15 protein-coding genes are annotated in these 16179 nt (G+C 61.8%); 6 read left to right on the forward strand and 9 right to left on the reverse strand.

Going from position 1 to position 16179, the window contains the following annotated elements:
* Positions 1-106 precede the first annotated feature (106 nt).
* From E1K68_RS23990 to E1K68_RS24005, 4 genes are all read right to left on the reverse strand, one after another.
* Positions 107-727 carry a heme acquisition protein HasA gene (locus E1K68_RS23990; protein WP_003194354.1) on the reverse strand — a complete coding sequence of 207 codons (621 nt, stop codon included), beginning with the start codon at positions 725-727 and terminating at the stop codon, positions 107-109.
* Positions 728-808: 81 nt separating this feature from the next.
* Positions 809-3463, reverse strand: coding sequence for a TonB-dependent receptor (locus E1K68_RS23995; protein WP_120248799.1), 2655 nt, complete (start codon positions 3461-3463; stop codon positions 809-811).
* 200 nt (positions 3464-3663) lie between these two features.
* On the reverse strand, positions 3664-4662 hold the full coding sequence (locus tag E1K68_RS24000; RefSeq protein ID WP_212614753.1) for a FecR family protein: 999 nt from the start codon (positions 4660-4662) through the stop codon (positions 3664-3666).
* A 63-nt stretch (positions 4663-4725) separates the two neighbouring features.
* On the reverse strand, positions 4726-5247 hold the full coding sequence (locus E1K68_RS24005) for an RNA polymerase sigma factor (protein WP_003194359.1): 522 nt from the start codon (positions 5245-5247) through the stop codon (positions 4726-4728).
* A gap of 206 nt (positions 5248-5453) precedes the next feature.
* Here E1K68_RS24005 and aroQ point away from each other — a divergent pair, with 206 nt between their 5' ends.
* Entirely contained in the window at positions 5454-5900 is a 447-nt protein-coding gene (gene aroQ, locus E1K68_RS24010; protein WP_003194361.1) for a type II 3-dehydroquinate dehydratase, read from the forward strand.
* Positions 5897-6748, forward strand: a complete 852-nt coding sequence (locus tag E1K68_RS24015) for a shikimate dehydrogenase (RefSeq protein ID WP_212614926.1) — start codon at positions 5897-5899, stop codon at positions 6746-6748. The genes aroQ and E1K68_RS24015 overlap by 4 nt, the downstream gene beginning before the upstream one ends.
* Positions 6749-6883: 135 nt before the next feature.
* Here E1K68_RS24015 and E1K68_RS24020 read toward each other — a convergent pair whose 3' ends face one another.
* Both E1K68_RS24020 and quiC read right to left on the reverse strand, forming a co-directional pair.
* Positions 6884-7549, reverse strand: a complete 666-nt coding sequence (locus E1K68_RS24020) for a TetR/AcrR family transcriptional regulator (RefSeq protein WP_003194364.1) — start codon at positions 7547-7549, stop codon at positions 6884-6886.
* A 77-nt stretch (positions 7550-7626) separates the two neighbouring features.
* Positions 7627-9528, reverse strand: coding sequence for a 3-dehydroshikimate dehydratase QuiC (gene quiC, locus E1K68_RS24025; protein WP_003194367.1), 1902 nt, complete (start codon positions 9526-9528; stop codon positions 7627-7629).
* A 226-nt stretch (positions 9529-9754) separates the two neighbouring features.
* Here quiC and E1K68_RS24030 point away from each other — a divergent pair, with 226 nt between their 5' ends.
* On the forward strand, positions 9755-11089 hold the full coding sequence (locus E1K68_RS24030; protein WP_003194368.1) for an MFS transporter: 1335 nt from the start codon (positions 9755-9757) through the stop codon (positions 11087-11089).
* Here the strand turns inward: E1K68_RS24030 and E1K68_RS24035 are convergent, their stop codons facing one another.
* On the reverse strand, positions 11090-11968 hold the full coding sequence (locus E1K68_RS24035) for a DMT family transporter (protein WP_003194370.1): 879 nt from the start codon (positions 11966-11968) through the stop codon (positions 11090-11092). It lies immediately after the preceding gene.
* 199 nt (positions 11969-12167) lie between these two features.
* Between E1K68_RS24035 and E1K68_RS24040 the strand changes: the two genes are divergently transcribed.
* From E1K68_RS24040 to E1K68_RS24050, 3 genes are read left to right on the forward strand one after another with little or no spacing between them, the layout of a single operon-like run.
* Positions 12168-12581, forward strand: coding sequence for a lipoprotein (locus E1K68_RS24040; RefSeq protein ID WP_003194371.1), 414 nt, complete (start codon positions 12168-12170; stop codon positions 12579-12581).
* Positions 12582-12626: 45 nt separating this feature from the next.
* On the forward strand, positions 12627-13514 hold the full coding sequence (locus E1K68_RS24045; protein ID WP_003194372.1) for a neutral zinc metallopeptidase: 888 nt from the start codon (positions 12627-12629) through the stop codon (positions 13512-13514).
* Positions 13515-14489 carry an alpha/beta hydrolase gene (locus tag E1K68_RS24050; protein ID WP_169900184.1) on the forward strand — a complete coding sequence of 325 codons (975 nt, stop codon included), beginning with the start codon at positions 13515-13517 and terminating at the stop codon, positions 14487-14489.
* Positions 14490-14622: 133 nt separating this feature from the next.
* Here the strand turns inward: E1K68_RS24050 and E1K68_RS24055 are convergent, their stop codons facing one another.
* Together E1K68_RS24055 and tesB are read right to left on the reverse strand one after the other, a co-directional pair.
* On the reverse strand, positions 14623-15210 hold the full coding sequence (locus E1K68_RS24055; RefSeq protein WP_003194377.1) for an HAD family hydrolase: 588 nt from the start codon (positions 15208-15210) through the stop codon (positions 14623-14625).
* A complete protein-coding gene (gene tesB, locus E1K68_RS24060) occupies positions 15207-16076 on the reverse strand; it encodes an acyl-CoA thioesterase II (RefSeq protein ID WP_003194379.1) in 870 nt (289 codons plus the stop codon). Before tesB ends, E1K68_RS24055 begins: the two co-directional genes overlap by 4 nt.
* Between the last annotated feature and the right edge of the window lie 103 nt (positions 16077-16179).

Consider the following 16179-nt stretch of genomic DNA (forward strand, 5'->3'; position numbering starts at 1 on the left):
GCCCACAGAATTTGCAGCCGCCGCCGCCCTGGCCTGCAAGCACTCGGGCGGCGACGGTGTTCGAGCAAGGCCGATGAAAGAGCGATCTTTCATCGGCTTTTTTGCATCAGGCGGCCAGGGCGAAGTCGTGCGGCGCGTCCTGAATACCCACCAGCCCCACATCGGCAGCTGCAAATGCAGCGGGCTCCTGATGGGCCACACCGGCAGCGGCCAGTTGATCGAAGGTGGAGTTGACCGACAGGCTTGGGTCGATGCCCTTGAGCAGGGTGTCGATGGCCGAGGCCAGCGCCGAACTGTCGCCACTCATCAGGCCGTACACGATTTTGTGCACCTGGCCATCGCGGCCTTCGGATTGCAGGCTCGACAGGCCCAGGTTGGTGAAGCTGACTTCCTGGTTGGCGATGGTGTAGCCACCGCTGCTCGCGCCGCCGGCGAGGGTATCGCCCAGGGTCAGGCCGTCGAGCGAACCCCACAGCGTGTGGGTCGGCGGATTGAACAGGGTGTAATGCAGGCTGCCTTCAGCCACCACCGCCGCATCGCTGACGCTGCTTGTCACGCCATATTGGGTGCCGTCGAACGGCCCCGGGTTGAAACCACCGGTGTTCACACCCTCTTTCACCGAACCTTCACGGTGGTTGAGATCACCAAAGTAAGCCGACCAGTCGTTCAGGTATTGGGCGACGGTGCTGGCGGCGTAGGTCGTGCTGTATGAAATAGAAATGCTCATGCAAAACTCCAAGTCATTGGGTGGTCACTCCCCAGCAAGCCGGTGCCTGCTGTGGTTTTGCCCGTCACAGGGCAAAAGCGGTCAGAACTGATATTCAACGGTGCCCTGCACGGTGCGCCCACGGCCCAGGGTGAAGGCCAGCACATCCCCGAGCGGCACCAGGTAGGCGCGGTCGGTGACGTTTTCCATGGCCAGGCGCAGGGTCAATTGGTCGGTGGCGCGGTAGCTGCCATACAGGTCGTAGACGGTGTAGGGCTTCCAGTCAGCGGGGTAGACGCCGGTTTGCGAGGTGGTTACCCCGGCGGCGCCCTTGACGTAGTAGCCGGCGCTGTAGCGGGCACGCACACCCACGTCCAGCTTGCGCTCAAAGAACCGCGCGCCCAGCGTGGCGGTGCCGCGGTCCATGGGCATGTGTTCGGAGGAGCCGAGGATCGCGCTGCAACCCACGCCGGCATTGGCTGCGTCGTCCGGCACCATCGCGTCCACCGGGGCACGGTTACCCGGGCGTTTCTGGGTCTTGGTCACGCCACCCAGCCACGCGGTTTTGCTGCAGAACTGATTGCTGCCAAGCATGCGCGTGTAGTTGAACTGGCCGTAGGCAAAACCGGCGTCGTAATCGAGTTGGTATTCAAGCCCCCGAAAACGCGTGGTCTCCAGGTTGTTCACATAGGCCGCACTGCCGATATTGACGTTGCCATAACCCGGCGGCTGCACGCCCAGGGCCATATAGGAAAAGTCATCGACCCGGGTGTTGAAGTAGGACACCTTCATGCCCATGCGATCATCGGAAAACAGCAGGTCTTCCTTGAGCACATTGAAGCCGACTTCCCACGCCGTGGACCGCTCCGGCTTCAGGTAAGGGTTGGGGAAAATCGACTCCGAACCGCCGCCGTGGGGCCGGCCGCTGACCATGGTTTCGGTCACTGCCGGCGGGCGCCAACCCTTGCCATAGGTGGCGAAGAGTTGCAGCCAGTCCACACCCGGCTTGACCGACAAGCCAAACGTCGGCGAAAAACGGCCCTCCTCGCGATCCACATCATAAGTGGTGGGCACACTGATCTGGCGAGTGGTGCCGATGATGAAGGTACGGGTGTTCAAACCGGTATCGCCGCGCAGCCGATAACGGTCATAACGCAAGCCGGCGTTAAGGTTCAGCCAACCGTCGTAGTCGAAGTCCAGGCGCCCGAACAGGCTGCCCATGGCGCGATCACCTTTGGGCGTGATGCTCTCCGCCGCCGAGGCCGTCAGCGCCGAGCCCGCCTCTACCCCCTGGTTGGAGTCCGGCCGGACCTTGTCGTAGAAAAACTCCAACCCATAATTGGCCTTGAGGGTGGCCAGTTCCGTCAGGGCAAAGGTCGAGATGTTCTGCGCCTGCGCGCCGTAGGTATTGGTTTGATAGGTGACGTCGTACGCCTTGCTGATACCCCGGGCCAGGGTGGATTGGTCGTTGCGGGTATCTACATGGTAGAGCTTGGCCTTGAAGTCGATCAGCGGGTTGTCTGGCGCATAGCTGTAATCGAGCGCGAAGTTCTGCGCCTTGACGTTGCTGCTGCCGAGCTTTTCCCATAACTGGGGCTTTTCGGCGGTCATCATATTGACGTCGTCGTAGTCGACCTCGGTGACCAGGTAGCTCAGTTGCAGGCGCTGCTCAACCGGAAGATTGAGCCCCAGCTTGAGCAAGCGTGAACGCATCACCGAGCCCGAATAGGCAACGGTGGTGTTCTTGATCCGCTCCTCACTGGCCGGCATGTACGCCGCGCCGCTACGCAACTCGCCAATGCTGCCCCGGGTGCCGGGGTTGTAGTCGCCGAGGTGACGCTCGCTGGCGGCCACCAGCATGTCCCAGACATCGGTGCCCACGGCAAACGCCGAACTGCCGATAAAGTGCGTGCCGTTGCTGCGCCCACCCAGCCCCGAGGTGAGCCGAATGCGCCCGCCGATTTGCTTGCCATCCTTGAGCAGGTCAGCGGCTTCCAGGGTGCGGAAATTGGCCACCCCGCCAATCACCCCCGCACCGCCCTGGGTGGAGGTCGCGCCCTTTTCGATCACCACCTCGGACAGCAACTCCGGGTCGACATACAGCGTGCCATTGCGTTGCTGGTGACCACTTTGCTGGTAATTCTGGCGCATGCCATCGACCGACATATTGACCCGGCCATAGTCCTGGATACCGCGGATATTCACCGACAACCCTGGGTCTTGCTGGCTGACGGCGGAGTAGACGCCCGGCGCCTCTTCCAGCATCTCGGCGGCATGACGCGGCGGGTTGCGATCCAGCTGTTCGCGCCCCACCACACTCACCGCGCGCGGCGTTGAATACACCCAATCCTGCGGGTGCAGGCCGGTGACCGTGGTGGTGGCCAAGGCCAGGGCACCGGCTTGTTGTTCCACCCGAGTCAGGGTGACCTGGCGATCGCCGGTAAAGCGATACTCCACCGGGGCGGCACCCAGCAGGCGGCCCAAGCCTTCCTGCACGTCAAAGCGCCCCTTGAGCGCGGTGCTGCTCAGCCCGTGCAGGCGCTGGCTGTCGAACAACACTTGCAGGCCGGCCTGGTCAGCGAAGGCCAGCACCGCACTGCCGAGGGATTGCGCAGGGATATCGAACGTCAACACGGCGGACTGAGCCGTGGCAGCTGGAGGCTGCGCATAGGCCGGTACGGCCACGGCGGACAACCCCAGGTGAATGGCCAGGGCTAAGCGGCTGCCGGTGGTACGCCCCTTGGTGAGTGCTGACATTGGTGGTGATCCCTGCGCTGAGCATTTTTTGTTTATGCGAATACTTCTCACCTAGCAAGACGTGCGAGGCGCGGGAAGTCAGTAATATTTTTTGCAGGAGCGAGCTTGCTCGCGAAGAACGTCAACGAAAACGCGGTGCCCTGGGTATTTTCGCGAGCGAGCTCGCGCCTACAGGGGCATCGGTTTTTAACGGGGGAAGGTCAGTAGATCAGGCTGAGGCCAGCCAGCTCCAGGCGTTGCACTTGAAGCTCTTGGGTCAGGGTGGCCAGGGCGCTGTCGAGCATGTCCAGGCGGAAGACGCCGCTGACTTCGCGCTCGCCCAGGTCTGCGTTGGCCAACACCACCCGCCCGGGGCGGTAACGGTTGAGTTGCTCGATGACCTTGGCCAGCGGCTGCCGGTCGAAGATCAACACACCACGGCGCCAACTGGTGGCGCGATCCACATCAAACTGATCCAGGCTGACCACCCCATCCTGGGGGCTGTAGCGCGCAGCCTGGCCCGGTTGCAGGACCTGCTCGGCAGGGCCGTTTCTGAGTGACGCCGGCACTGAGACTTCGACGCTGTGTTGCAGCACACCGACCCAGGCCTGGCTCTCGCGTTCACGTTCGACCACAAACCGTGTGCCCAGCGCCCGGGTCTGGCCGCCGGCACTGTGCACCACGAACGGTCGGGTTTCTTCGCCGGCCATCGGTGCCACCTGAAAAATCGCCGCGCCCTGGAGCAGGCTGACGCCGCGCTGTACGCCGTCGTACTCAAGGCGAATGGCGCTATCGGAATCCAGCTCCACCACGCTGCCATCGGCCAGGTGCACCGTGCGCACTTCGCCTTTGTGGGTGACGTAGTCGGCCTGCAAGCGCAGCAAGGCATCCGGCCCGCGTACCCAGCCGATGCCCGCCGCCACCAGCACCAGCGCCACGGCGGCCGCACGTTGCCACGGCCTTCGACGTTTGGCGCGGCGCAAGGGTATAGCGGGCGCGGGCGGGCGCTGTCGGTGTACAGCCTCGTCCGTGTGCACCTCGCCCAGCGCCGCCCAGGTCTGCTCGGCAAACCGCAGGGCCGCTTCGTGGCGGCTGTCGCGGGCGATCCACTGGCGCAGTTCGGCTTGTTCCTGTTCGCTCAAGGCACCGGCGTGCAGGCGCACCGCCCACTCGGCGGCCGCCTCGGTAATGCTGTGCTGTTGCGGTCCCTGGCTATTCACGTGTGAATCTCGAATTCTCGTTATATAGACGCTGTGACGTCTGGCCTGGCGTTTTTCGGTAATTCATTCGTCGGATGGCGTCACCTCGCCTTCCTGCAAGCGCTGCATCACATAGGCCAGGGCCTTGGCCAGATGCTTTTGCACGCTGCTGTCGCTGATGTCCAGATGCCGGGCGACCTGAGCGTGGGTCATGCCTTCGATACGGTTCAAGCGGAAAATCTGCTGGGTGCGCGCCGGCAATTCCGAAAGCGCCTGCTTCAATGCCTGCCGCTGTTGCTGCGCCATTGCCTGAGCCTCCAACCCGGCCACGTCATCTTCAATCTCGGCCAGCGCCTCGTGGGGCACGGTGTCGGTCTTGCGCCGTGCTTCCTGGCGAATATGGTCGATCAGCAGATTGCTCGCCGTTCGATAGAGATAACCCTGGGAGTTGTCGATACGCTCACCGGCCGGTTTTTCTGCCAGGCGCAGGAAGCTCTCCTGCACCAGGTCTGCGGCCAATTGCGGGTCCCGTACTCTGCGGGCCAGATACCCGCGCAGCGTATCGGCGTGCTTGAGAAACAGGCCCTTGAGATCCACGTCCGACAAACCGACTCCCTGGAATGTTGAGGAAACAGGCGGGCATCTTAAGCGTTGTCGAGAATGATTTTCAATTGATATCTAATCCGATTGAGCCTAGCGTTTGCCTTGATTAAACGTTCGATCACCGAACAGATCCGCAGCCATCCATTGACCAAATTAACCAACCAGTACATTTTGACTCCACAACCAATAAGAACTGTGGAGAAGCCTCTATGCCGCCCATCGTGCTGGTGCTCAACGGCCCCAACCTCAACCTGCTCGGCACCCGCGAGCCTGCCACTTATGGCCATGAAACCCTGGCCGACATTGCCGCCCTGTGTGGGCGCAGCGCCGACAAACTCGGGCTGACCATCGAATTTCGCCAGACCAACCACGAGGGCGAATTGCTCGACTGGATCCACGCCGCCCGCAACCGCTGCGCCGGTATCGTGATCAACCCGGCGGCCTGGACCCACACCTCGGTCGCGATCCGCGATGCCCTGGTGGCCAGTGAAGTGCCGGTGATCGAAGTGCATTTATCCAACGTGCACGCCCGTGAAGCCTTTCGTCATCACTCGTTTGTGTCGCCAATCGCCAAGGCCGTGTTGGCCGGGTTTGGCAGCCATGGCTACCACCTGGCCCTGGAACATTTCAGCCATACGCTGAAGGGACGCACCTGATGAAACCACGCATTCTCGCCGGCCTGATCGGAGCCGGTATCCAGGCCTCACGCACCCCGGCACTGCACGAACAGGAAGGCGACGCCCAGGGCTTGCGCTACCTGTATCGCCTGATCGACCTGGAGCCGCTGCATCTGGACCTCAGCGCCCTGCCGGAACTCCTGCGGGCCGCCGAGCTGATGCACTTCACTGGGCTGAACATTACCTACCCGTGCAAGCAGGCGATCCTGCCGCTGCTCGATGAACTCTCCGATGAGGCCCGGGGCATTGGCGCGGTCAATACCGTGGTGTTCAAGGACGGCAAGCGCATCGGCCATAACACCGACTGCCTGGGGTTCGCCGAAGGTTTTCGACGCAACTTGCACAACGTGCCACGCCACCGCGTGGTACAGATGGGTACCGGTGGCGCGGGTGCGGCGGTGGCCCATGCACTGCTGGCCGAGGGTGTGGAGCAACTGAGCCTCTTCGACGTCGACAGCGCCCGTGCCCAGGACCTGGTGGATAACCTCACCGAGCATTTCGGCATCGGTCGCGCTCAGGTTGGCAGCCACTTGGAAAACGCCATGGCCGAGGCCGATGGCCTGGTGAACACCACGCCGATGGGCATGGCCAAGTTGCCTGGCACGCCGGTGCCAGCGCAGTTATTGCGGGCCGAATTGTGGGTAGCGGAAATCGTGTACTTCCCACTGGAAACCCAACTGCTGCGTGACGCTCGCGCCTTGGGTTGCCGTACCCTGGACGGCGGCAATATGGCGGTGTTTCAGGCGGTGAAGGCGTTTGAGTTGTTCAGCGGCGAAGTGGCGGATGCAAACAGGATGCTGGCGCATTTCCAGAGCATGAATACCTAGGGATGCAACCCCATCATGATCGTTCCCACGCTCTGCGTGGAAACGCCTCCCGTGACGCTCCGCGTCACGACTTTGACAGCAGACGCAGAGCGTCCATGTCGGCATTCCCACGCAGAGCGTGGGAACGATCAGTTCTCAGGCTTGCAGGTAGCGCAACACCGACTCGCAAATCATCTCCCGATGGCGCTGCTTGATCGCCTCATCCGACAGCTCGATCTGGAAAATCTCGCTGAAGGTGTGCCGGTTGGACACCCGATAAAAGCTGAACGAGTTGATCAGCAAGTGCACATCCAGCGGCTCCAGCCCTTCGCGAAACAGCCCCAACTCAGCCCCGCGGCGCAAGGTCTCCCCCAGCCCTTCGAGGATTTTGCTGTTCATCGCCTTGATGGTCTCGGTGCGCTTGACGTACTCGGCGTTGTGGATATTTTCGATGCTGACGATGCGCACGAAATCCACGTTCTGGTCGTGGTGATCGAAGGTGAACTCCACCAACCGGCGAATCGCCTCACGCGGCTCCAGAGCCGTGAGGTTCATGCGCGTTTCGGTGTTGCGGATATCGCCGTAGAGCTTCTCCAGCACCTCGACGTATAGCTGCTCCTTGCTGCCGAAGTAGTAATAGATCATGCGCTTGGAGGTATGGATGCGCTCGGCGATGGCGTCCACGCGTGCGCCGGCCAGGCCCTGCTGAACAAACTCGACAATAGCTTCTTGCAGAATATTTTCGCGGGTCTTTTCCGGATTGTTCTTGCGACTCTTGCGCGGTGTGTCTGACACAGCGCAGAGGTCAGGGGTCAGGGTCATGTTGCGCTCACGGCGATTGCTTGGGCAGGCCCGATTATGGGCCGAGGCGCTCCCCGAAGGAAGCACCCGCCCTGCCCTTATAAACGGGCCTGGCGCGCCGCACCGCTGCGTGACTTGGCCATCGCCGCCAGACGCACCGCCACGTTGGCTGCGCCGTAGCCGGCATAGCCGTGCTTACGCTGGATGATCTCGAAGAAAAACCGCCCTTCGAACGGTTCGGTGTACACATGAAACAGCTCACCGCCCTGGGCGTCGCGGTCGTACAGCACGTTGTAGTACGCCAGCTCGCTGAGGAACTCATCGTCAAAATCGAAGCGCGCCGCCAGGTCGTCGTAGTAGTTGAGTGGGATATCCAGCAGCGGCACACCGGCTTCCTTGGCCCGGCGTACTTCAGCAAAAATGTCCGCGCAATCAAACGCAATATGGTGCACGCCCGAACCGCGATAGCTGGAGAGCGCGTGGGAAATCGCGGTGTTGCGGTTTTCGGAGATATTCAGCGGCAGGCGGATCGAGCTGCAACGGCTGCGCAACGCCCGGCTTTTCACCAGGCCGTAAGGGTCGGGCAGCACCACTTCGTCATCGGCTTCGAAATCCAGCAGGCTTTTGTAGAACAACACCCAACTGTCGAGGCTGTCGGCCGGCAGCGCCATGGCCATATGGTCGATGCGCAGCAAGCCGCCGCTGGCGAGTGCGGCCGTTTGCAGGTTGAAATCGGTGTCGTAAAGCCCGCCTTCGCTGGGATCGACCAGGTAAATCAGGCTGCCATCCGGCGCCCGCACGGCGGCCAATTCCAGCTCGTTGGGGCCGACCAGGCCGCGGTAAGGCTGGCCTTTATAAGCCACCGCCCGCTCCAGGGCCTTGGCACTGTCCTTGACCCGCACCGCCGTGGCACACAACGACGGGCCATGGGCCTCGAAAAAGTTATGGGCAAAGGAATAGGGTTCGCAGTTGAGGATCAGGTTGATATCGCCCTGGCGCAACAGGCTCACATTCTTCGAGCGATGCTGGCCGGCCTTGGCGAAACCCAGGCGCTCCAGCCAATTGCTCAGCTTGGCACCGAGGCTTTCATCCACGGCAAACTCCAGGAACTCGATACCGTCGTACTCGCTGGCCGCCGGGGTTTCAAACAGAATGTCCACTGGCGCAGCGGGCGCTTCTTGCGCCAGGCGCTGGCGGGTTTTCTCTTCCAGGTACAGCAACGAGCGCAAGCCATCCGCCGCATTCGCGCGGGTGGGCGCGGCGCGGAAACCATCGTTGAAAATTTCCAGGGACAAGGGCCCGCTGTAGCCACTTTTGATGATCGGCGCAAGAAAGCCCGCCAGGTCAAATTCGCCCTGGCCTGGGAAGCAACGGAAATGCCGGCTCCACTCCAGCACATCCATGGCCAGGATCGGCGCGTCGGCCATCTGCACGAAGAAAATCTTGTCGCCCGGGATCTGGGCGATGGCACTCGGGTCGCCCTTGAGCGACAAGGTGTGGAAGCTGTCGAGCAACACACCGAGGCTTGGGTGGTCGACTTGGCGCACCAGGTTCCACACCTGCTGCCAGGTGTTCACATGCTTGCCCCAGGCCAGGGCTTCATAGCCGATGCGCAGGCCGCGCTTGCCCGCGTGTTCGGCCAGCAGGCTCAGGTCATCGAGCAGAATACGTTCGTCGCCCACGCTGTCGGCCGAGGCGTTACTGCACACCAGCACCAGGTCGGTGCCTAGCTCTTGCATCAAATCGAATTTGCGTTCGGCGCGCTCCAGGTTGCGCGCCAGGCGATCGCGGCGGCAGCCTTCGAAATCGCGAAACGGCTGGAACAGAGTGATGGCGATGCCCAGGTCGGCGCACATCTGCCTAACCTCGCGCGGGCTGCCGTCGTAATACAACAAGTCGTTCTCAAAGATCTCCACCCCATCAAACCCGGCGGCGGCAATGGCTTCGAGTTTTTCCGGCAGGGTGCCGCTCAAGGACACAGTGGCAATAGAACGTTGCATGGAAGACTCCCGGCAATTGTTGTTTGTGGCAAATTATTCGCCCCCAGCCTACAGGCAGCAATTAAAATGTACGAACCGGTTAGTTTTTGGTGCGATTATCGAACACTAAGCCCCTTTGGCGAATTGACGACTTTTTAACCACTGCGCACCATCGACCGGGCAATTCGTTCACGTAACAAAGACCCAGAACACACCATAAGAATTTCAAAAAACGGGTACAAACCTCATGCCTCTGCAAAATCCAGCCCTGGCCGCGCGCCCGGGCAACCCGCACGCCGGTATCGGCGACAAGATCCGCGGTGCCCTGGCCGTGGGTAAAACGCGCTGGGGCATGCTGGCCCTGGTGTTCTTCGCCACCACCTTGAACTACATCGACCGCGCCGCCCTGGGCGTGATGCAACCGATCCTCGCCAAGGAAATGAGCTGGACGGCGATGGACTACGCCAACATCAACTTCTGGTTCCAGGTCGGCTACGCCATCGGCTTTGTGCTGCAAGGCCGCCTGATCGACCGGGTTGGCGTCAAGCGCGTGTTCTTCTGCGCCGTGCTGCTGTGGAGCCTAGCCACCGGCGCCCATGGCCTGGCCACTTCGGCAGTCGGCTTTATGGTCTGCCGGTTTATTCTCGGGCTGACCGAAGCCGCCAACTACCCGGCCTGCGTCAAGACCACACGCTTGTGGTTCCCAGCGGGTGAACGTGCAGTGGCCACCGGCATCTTCAACGCTGGCACCAACGTCGGCGCAATGATGACGCCGATGCTGCTGCCGTTGATCCTGCACGTGTGGGGCTGGCAGGCGGCGTTCCTGTGCATGTCGGCACTTGGCGGTATTTGGCTGGTGCTCTGGGGCTTGAAGTACTACAACCCGGAAGACCACCCCACCGTTAAACAATCCGAATTGGACTACGTGCAACAGGAAGTCGAACCGGAACAACCCCGTGTGCCGTTCAGCCGCATCCTGCGCATGCGTGGCACCTGGGCCTTCGCCCTCGCCTACTCGCTCACCGCGCCGGTGTTCTGGTTCTACCTGTATTGGCTGCCGCCGTTCTTGAACCAGCAATACAACCTGGGCATCAACGTGACGCAGATGGGCATTCCGCTGATCATCATTTACCTCACCGCCGACTTTGGCAGCGTGGGCGGTGGGATCCTGTCGTCGTTCCTGATTGGCCGTGGCATGAATTCGATCAAGGCGCGGCTGTTGTCGATGCTGCTGTTCGCCTGCTGCATCGTCGGCGTGATCATGGCGGCCGGCTCCAGCCAGCTGTGGGTCGCGGTGTTTGCCATCTCCCTGGCCATCGGCGCGCACCAGGCCTGGACCGCCAACATCTGGAGCCTGGTGATGGACTACACGCCCAAGCACATGATGAGCACGGTATTCGGCTTTGGCGGCATGTGCGCGGCCATCGGCGGCATGTTCATGACCCAGATCGTCGGCCACATCCTCACGGTGACCAACAACAACTACACGATCTTGTTCACCCTGATCCCGGCGATGTACTTCATCGCCCTGGTGTGGATGTACTTCATGGCGCCGCGCAAGATCCCCACCGTAGACGTTTAACTAACGCCGCCGCTGCTGCCAGGCAGCGGCCAACCCGCTCATGCAGATCACCCCGATACCCACCACCGTGGTCATATCGGGGGTATGGCTGAACACCAGCCAGCCCAACAACCCCGCGAACACGATCTGGCAATAGCCAAACGGCGCCAGCAAGGCCGGCGCCGCGAAGCGGAACGCCTGGGTGAGCATCAAGTGCGCGGTCATCCCGCAGGTGCCCAGCGCCAGCATCATCACCGCATGCCACAGCGTCGGCACTTGCCAGAAGAACGGCACCATTGCACTCATCACCAGGGTGTTGCACAGGCCGGCGAAGAAATTGCTGGTGGTCGGGCTGTCGTATTGGCTGAGGATGCGCGTGAGCAACTGGTAGAAACAGAAGAACAACGCCGAGCACAGCGGCAGCAATACCGCCGGGGTAAACAACTCGCCGCCGGGGTGGATGATGATCACCACGCCGATAAACCCGCAGATCACCGCCAGCCACTGGCCACGGGTCACGTGCTCACCCAGCAACGGTACCGACAGCGCCGTCACCAGGATCGGCGCCAGGAAGTTCACCGCCGTGGCTTCGGCCAAGGGGATGTAATGCAGCGCCGTGGTGAAGAACAGGCTGGTGCCCAACAGGCATAACGCCCGCACCACCTGCATGCCCGGCCGCTTGCTGCGCAACACGCGCAGGCCCGATTGCGGCAGGAAGATCCCGGCCATCAGCAAGGTGTGCACCATGTAACGCGCCCACACCACCATCACGATCGGGTAAAACCCGGCCAGGTATTTGGACAAGGCGTCGTGGCTGGAGAACAGAAACGTCGCCAGCACAATCAGCAGGATGCCTTTGAACGGATGGTTGACGCCGGAGAGCGGGGTACTGACAGTCATTGAATTCTCTTGTGTGGCGAGCGGGACGCTGAGCACTGAACCAAGTAGCGCTCAACCCGGTAATCTAGCAGCCGGGCCGGAGTCTGCCCCAAGAGCATAACCAAACACCGGGCGAACAGCGCACTAAATCGATGGATCCGAGTCCAACGCTGCACGCTCGCCCCGGCGTTGCACACTTTTTAACCAAGGCCTTGCCGCTATGAAAAAAATCCTCTTTGCCCTGTCTGCCCTCGCCCTGCTCGCTGCCTGCGATAAAGCCCCGAAAGAAGCCCCCAAGCCCGCGCCCGCTTCCGTGCAAGCGACCCTGGTGCCCGAGACCCCGCCCACCGATAAATGGGTCGGCAAGTGGATCGGTGTCGAAGGCTTGCACCTGACCATCGCCAAAGACGACAGCATTGGCCGCGGCCACTATCTGCTGACCATGCAATACGGCCTCGACGCCGATGACACCGGTACGTTCAAAGGTGAGGCCACTGACGACGGCATCGCCTTCACCCGCCCCGACGGCCCGCAGCTGTTGCGCGCTGGCGATGGCGCCGCCACCGGTTTGAAGTGGCTGGCAGATAAAAAAGACTGCCTGGTCGTTGCCACTGGCGAAGGCTATTGCCGTTAATACCGACCATAATCAATCACGGTTAGCACACAGAGGATTGCTCCCATGCTATGGAAAAAAGGCCGACGCAGCGACAACGTGGTGGATGCCCGTAATGACAGTGGCGGCGGCGGTGGCGGTATGCGCTTCGGCGGCGGCAAGGGCCTGAGCCTCACGGCCATCGTGCTGATCGTCGGCATTGGCTGGCTGACCGGCCAGGACCCGATGCAGATCCTCGGCCAATTGACCGGGCAGATGGAGCAGGCGCCGTCGGTCAGCACTCAGCCGCGTCAGGCACCGCCGGCCAACGATGAGCAAGCCGACTTTGTGCGCGCTGTGCTGGGCGATACCGAAGACACTTGGGGCCAAGTGTTCCAGCAAAATGGGCTGGCGTATAAGAACCCGAAACTGATCCTGTTCCGTGGCCGGGTAAATTCAGCCTGTGGTGGCGCCACCTCAGCCAGCGGCCCGTTCTACTGCCCGGCTGACCAGCAGGTGTACCTGGACCTGGACTTCTTCCGGGAAATGTCGCAACGCTTCCAGGCCGCCGGTGACTTCGCCCAGGCTTACGTGATCGCCCACGAAATCGGGCACCACGTACAAACGTTGCTGGGCATCTCGTCCAAGATCCAGGCGGCGCGCCAACAGGGTCGGCAGATGGAAGGCGACGGTGGCCTGCTGGTTCGCCAGGAACTGCAAGCCGACTGCTTTGCCGGCGTGTGGGCCAACCATGCGCAAAAGCGCCTGAACTGGCTGGAACCCGGCGATATCGAAGAAGCCCTGAACGCAGCCAATGCCATCGGCGACGACCGTTTGCAGCAGCAGGGCCAGGGGCGCGTGGTACCGGACTCCTTTACCCACGGCACCTCGGCCCAACGCGTGCGCTGGTTCAAGACCGGCTTCGCCCAGGGCCAGATCACTCAATGCGATACCTTCGCGGCCAAGAGTCTCTAAATGATCAAACGATTGGGGTTACTGCTGGGTGTGCTCGTGTCCTGTTGCACCTTCGCGGCCGAACACGGCGTCAAGGTGGTCAGCCCCGATCGCTTTCATCTGGAGGCCGGCGAACTCAGCCTGGGCCTGAGCCAGGATTGGCGCCAACCGCTGCCCAAGGTCACACGTGCATTGATCATCGTGCATGGGCGCCTGCGTAATGCGCAAACCTACCTGCACAGCGGCATCAATGCCGCCGAGCATGCCGGGGTGGGCGGCAGTACGCTGGTGATCGCACCGCAGTTTCTCAATCAAACGGACGTGAAGCGTAACCACCTGGACGATCAGGTTTTGCGCTGGAAGGGCAACGACTGGATGGCCGGCGAAGCGTCCACCGGCCCAGGGCAGATCAGCTCTTATGGCGCTCTGGACCAGATCATCAAGCACTTGGGCAACCGCAAACTGTTCCCGGCGCTGAAAGAAATCGTGGTCGCCGGGCATTCCGGTGGCGGCCAAGTGGTGCAGCGCTTCGCCCTCACCGGCCACGACCACCCGCTGCTGAACACCGAAGGCATCCGCCTGCGGTATGTGGTGGCTAACCCGTCGTCCTATGCGTATTTCAGCCCGCAACGCCCGGTGAAGTTCGATGCGACCAGTTGCCCAGGCTTCAACGACTGGAAGTACGGCATGCAAAACCTGCCGGATTACGTGGGTGACCGAGGCGCCCAGCAACTGGAACAGGCCTACGTGTCACGGGATATCACTTACCTGCTGGGCCAGCAGGACACCGACCCCAACCACCCGGCGCTGGATAAAAGCTGCGAGGCCGAGGCCCAGGGCGCGTATCGGCTGATACGTGGGCACAACTACTTTGATTACCTCAAGCAGCGGCATCCGCAGTTGGGTCACAGGCTGGTGGAAGTGCCGGGGGTGGGGCATGACGGGGACAAGATGTTTACCTCGCCAGAGGGAGAAAAGGTGCTGTTTGCCCAGTAGCGCCTGAAGGAAACCCAATCAAAATGTGGGAGCTGGCTTGCCTGCGATAGCGGTGGGTCAGCTGACACTTTATCAACTGACAGTCCGTCATCGTAGGCAAGCCAGCTCCCACATTTGATCTCTGTCGCCTGGGTTAGATCATTCGGCGCAGCGCCGCACAATCCTCGGCATGCCAATCCGCCAACTCCGGCCACGGGTTCTCCGGCAAGTTCACCAACACCGTCTTGGCCCCCGCTGCCCGACCACAATCCAGGTCAAAGCGATAATCCCCCACCATCACCATTTCGTTGGGTGATATGTCCCAAGCCGCCGCCAGCTTCAGTAACCCACCCGGATCCGGCTTGTGCGGCGCATCATCGCGCCCCAGCACATCCTCAATGGCAAAGCAGTCCGCCAGGCCTATCGCCTCCAGGGTGATATGGGCCAGCTCCCGCGCATTGCGGGTCAGGATGCCCAGGCGATAACCGCGAGCGGCCAATTCCTGTACCAGCTCCACCGCGCCCTGCGCCGCCACCGAACCCAGGGCCAGCTCGCGCTCGTGCTCCAGCAACCAGGCGTGCTTGGCCGCTGCAACCGGCGCCGGCAAGGCCGCCAGATGCGTGAGGATGTCGTCTTCGGGTGGAATGTCCAGCGCCTCGCGGATGGCAGCAAAGTCATGCACCGCCACCGTGAGGGTGCCGTCCATGTCGAACACCCAGTGCTTAACGTCGCAAAGGCTCATGCCCAATCCTTGCGATGGCGAATCAAACCTTCCTGGGTCACCGACGCCACCAGTTGCCCGGCGCGGTTGTACACGCTGCCCCGGGAGAAACCCCGGGAGTTGCCGGCCCACGGGCTGTCCATGGCGTACAGCAACCAGTCATCGGCACGCAGGTCAGCGTGGAACCACAGCGCGTGATCGAGGCTGGCGACCTGCATGTCTTTCTGCCACACGGTCTTGCCATGGGGCAGCAGCGAGGTGGTCAACAGGCCAAAGTCCGAGGCATAGGCCAGCAGGTATTTATGCAGCGCCGGCGTGTCCGCCAACGCACCGTCGGCACGAAACCACACGTACTTGACCGGGTCGGATGGCTGGGGGTTGAACGGGTCTTTTTCGGTGACCGGGCGCACTTCGATGGGCTTGGGGCACAGCAGCTTGTCGCGCATGTGCTCGGGGATCAGGTGCGCACGTTGCTGGGTCAGCTCCAGCTCCGACGGCAGGTTTTCCGGGCCTACCACCACCGGCATGGTGGTCTGGTGCTCGAAACCTTCTTCGTCGTACTGGAACGAGGTCGTACAGGTAAAGATCGGATTGCCCTTTTGAATCGCGGTGACACGACGCGTGCTGAAACTGCCACCATCGCGCACGCGGTCCACCGAATACACCACCGGCAACGCGGCATCGCCAGGGCGCAGGAAATAGCCGTGCAGGGAATGCACATGCCGCGCTTCTTCTACGGTCTGGCTGGCCGCCGACAACGACTGGCCGAGCACTTGGCCGCCGAACAGCTGGCGAAAGCCCAGGTCCTGGCTGCGGCCGCGAAAGAGGTTTTCCTCGATCGGCTCCAGGGTCAGCAAGTCCACCAGATCTTCCAATACTTGGCTCATTGAAACTCTCCTCAAAGCAAAACGGTATCTACCGGTAGGAGCGAGCTTGCTCGCGAAGGTCGTTAACGATGACGCAGCGCTTCTGGTTTACCGCAGCGCTCTT

It is taken from the genome of Pseudomonas sp. B2021, assembly GCF_018135665.1.
GTDB classification, from domain to species: Bacteria; Pseudomonadota; Gammaproteobacteria; order Pseudomonadales; family Pseudomonadaceae; genus Aquipseudomonas; species Aquipseudomonas lactis.